Annotated in this window: 3 protein-coding genes; all 3 read left to right on the top strand. The window is 31.1% G+C overall.

Features of this window, described 5'->3' with window-relative positions; genetic code table 11:
• Positions 1-162 precede the first annotated feature (162 nt).
• Genes RT714_RS15870 through RT714_RS15880 form a run of 3 tightly spaced genes read left to right on the top strand, consistent with a single transcriptional unit; the run spans position 163 to position 3,383 of the window.
• On the top strand, positions 163-1,395 hold the full coding sequence (locus tag RT714_RS15870) for a site-specific integrase (RefSeq protein ID WP_313758985.1): 1,233 nt from the start codon (positions 163-165) through the stop codon (positions 1,393-1,395).
• Positions 1,382-2,380 carry a tyrosine-type recombinase/integrase gene (locus RT714_RS15875; protein WP_313758988.1) on the top strand — a complete coding sequence of 333 codons (999 nt, stop codon included), beginning with the start codon at positions 1,382-1,384 and terminating at the stop codon, positions 2,378-2,380. Before RT714_RS15870 ends, RT714_RS15875 begins: the two co-directional genes overlap by 14 nt.
• The gene (locus RT714_RS15880; protein WP_313758990.1) at positions 2,367-3,383 is read left to right on the top strand and encodes a tyrosine-type recombinase/integrase; all 1,017 of its coding nucleotides are present in this window, start codon (positions 2,367-2,369) and stop codon (positions 3,381-3,383) included. The genes RT714_RS15875 and RT714_RS15880 overlap by 14 nt, the downstream gene beginning before the upstream one ends.
• Positions 3,384-3,483: the final 100 nt, after the last annotated feature.

Raw genomic sequence — 3,483 nt, forward strand, 5'->3', positions numbered from 1 at the left:
TGGCTATGTGACTAAAAATAATATGGGACGAAGTGATATAGAAATGGCATAAACATAAAGTCCTTATTAAAAGTTTTGTCCCATATTATTTTAATAAATATAAATGTCCTTTAAAATATAATTAGAGCTTTCTAAAGCTACTAAATATTTTGGAGGTTTTTTATGAAAAAGAAATTAGATGAACTAACCGATGAAGTTTTAAATGAACTTGAGGCTTCTGGTTACAGTAAATTAACAAGAGACAATTTCAGGTATTTCTGGAATGGCATGATTCGGTATTTTGAGAGTAAAAATATTTATGAATTTAACTCTGAAATTGCAATGGAATATTTTGAAATTAGATGTAGCAAAACAGATTTTAAAAAACGTAGTGAAAATTTTATTAAAAGGGCTATTTTGATTTTAGACCATTACAATAAATATGGTAAAATCCCTTTAAGATGCTATATTCCCGTAACAAAATTGAACAATGTCCAATACATTGAAATTTTAAATAGTTACGGAAAATATCTAGGTGAAGGAGAGTATTCTACCCGTACTATCGAAGGCTATCTTAGTAATATTGTAAAATTTATGCAGTTTTTAGAAAAAAACGAATGTTTATGTGTAGATAAATGGTCTGTAGAGATAATATTTAAATACATTGAAACTCTTTCAGAATTCAAAAGACCTACTATTAAGCATCATACGGGTGCAGTAAGATTATTTTTACGCTATTTGTATTTTGAAGGTTTTATAAAAGAGGACTTATCACAATTTATTGGTACCATACGAGGAACTTATCATCAAAAAATACCATCTTTTTGGACAAAAAATGAAGTGAATCAATTACTAGCTGCGATAGACCAAAACAATCCAAACGAAAAAAGGGACTATGCTATGATTTTACTTGTAGCTAGACTGGGACTTAGAAGCAGTGATGTAAAGAAACTAAAATTTGAGAATTTACACTGGAAAGAAAATCAAATAGTTATTATACAATCAAAAACTGGTGAGCCCCTTACACTACCTCTTTTAAGAGATGTGGGCTGGGCAATTATTGATTATGTTCAAAATGCCAGACCAAAGGTAGATAATCAACATATATTTTTAAGGCATTTACCACCCTATACTGAACTTTCCGAAAGAAATCATCTTTACAAAACAATAGAAAAGTATATGATGAGAGCAAAACTTCCCATAAGTGCTAAAAAAAGAAATGGTATGCATTCTCTGAGACATTCCCTGGCAACTACCCTTATGGAGGAAAATGTACCCTTAAGCGATATATCTGGTATATTAGGGCATACTTCAGTGGATTCTACATCAATATATCTAAATGTTGATATTAATAGACTCAGAGATTGTGCTCTTGAAGTTAATAAATTGGGGGTAGAGCAAGATGGCAAATTTTAATGACTTTACATTTAATAGTGGATTTGCAAGTGATATTGGTGCTTTTATTAAACTAAAACATGGGTTAGGAAATATATACTACAGCCCTTCAATAGTTTTAAAATCCTTTGATACGTTCTGTTATGAAAATTTTAAGGATGAAAATATCCTGTCCAAGGATATAGTAATGGCATGGTATCAGTTGGGAGTTAATAAATATCTAACTCCCAAAACATTACGGTTAAATATGACTCCCATAAGCCATCTAGCAAAATATCAATGTGATAAGGGTATTCCAGCATATATCTTCCCAACTAAAAGCTTACCTCCAGAAAAAAGATATACCCCTCATATATACAGCACAGAGGAGCTTTCTAGGTTTTTTAATGCAATAGATAGATGTCATATTACTCATCAAAATCCAAATAGACATTTAATAATGCCTGTGTTTTTTAGATTATTGTATTCTTGCGGTCTTCGGGTTTCAGAAGCAACTAATTTATTAACTGATAATGTTGATTTAGAAAATGGCATACTAAAGATTATGGAATCAAAAAATGATGGTGAAAGACTTGTTCCACTATCACAAGATATGTTTGAAAGATGCAAAACTTATTATAACTTGGTTCATTGCAGTAATCCACACAAATACTTTTTCCCTTCAAAAACGGATGATCCCATCAAATATATGAATATTTATGGTAATTTCCGTAGATTTTTAAGAAATGCAGAAATTTCTCATGGTGGAAGGAATAATCAAATACGAATGCATGATTTTAGGCATACTTTTGCTGTTCATTGCCTTAGAAATTGGGTACTAGAAGGCAAAGATTTAAATACTTGTTATCCATATTTAAAGGCATATATGGGTCATACATTATTTAGATATACAGCCTATTATCTAAGAATCACAGCTGAAATATATCCAATGATAGAAGAAACCTTAGAGAAACAGTACCCAGATATTATTCCATTTCTTGGAGGTGAAGAATATGAAGGTTTCTGATTTTTCCTATCACCTGACTAGCTTTCTAACAACATATATGTCTGGTCAAAGAAATGCAAGTATCAATACAATCAAAAGTTATCGGGATGCATTTAAATTGTTTTTAACCTTTTGTAAGGAAGAAAAAAGTATTGTACCTGAGAGATTAACCCTTTCGAAAATCTCACCACAGATCATAAAAGAATATTATGATTGGCTTGAAAAATCTCGAGGTTGCAGTATAACTTCAAGGAATCATAGAAGAACAGCAGTAAATTCATTTTTTAGATATTTACAAATTGAAGCACCTGAGCATTTATTCTTGTGTCAGAAGATACTTGCTATTCCTCAAAAAAGGACCCCTAAAACGGTCGTTGGATATTTGACACCAGAAGAAATGAAATCGTTATTGGGCCTACCGAATCGTTCAGTTCTATCCGAAAGAAAAGAACTTGTAATATTAACTGTACTTTATGATACAGGAGCAAGAGTTAGTGAGCTATGCGACCTTAAAATTAGAGATATTCGTCTTGAGCCACCTTCTATTATCACTTTAACTGGAAAAGGAGAAAAAACAAGACATGTTCCAATAATGAAAAATACTGTTTTACTATTAAAACAATATCTATCAGATTTAGGATATTCAGATACAAGAAATGCAAATATTCCTTTATTCATAAATTGCCACCATGTTCCATACACAAGAAAAGGAATTTCATATATTATTAAAAAATATGAAAATCGTGCTATTGAATCCTCAATACATCTTTCTGACTTCAAAATTACTCCACATATTTTCAGGCATTCAAAGGCGATGCATTTATATCAGGCAGGGATTGACTTAATTTATATTAGAGATATATTAGGTCATGTTGATATTTCTACAACAGAGATCTATGCAAAAATTGATACAGAGCGAAAAAGAGATGCCCTAGAAAAAGCATATCCTGAAATTACTGCATCTACACTTTCAGATTGGAATGACGATAGTGATTTGATGGAGAAATTGTCCAAACTAGTTTAATTCTATTTTAGAATATGGGACGAAGTTTATAGAAGATGTGTGTATTTACACCATTTCTATATCGCTTTGTCCCATATTATTTTTAGTCACATAGCCATCA

It is taken from the genome of Tissierella sp., from assembly GCF_032104385.1.
Taxonomy (GTDB): Bacteria; Bacillota; Clostridia; order Tissierellales; family Tissierellaceae; genus Tissierella.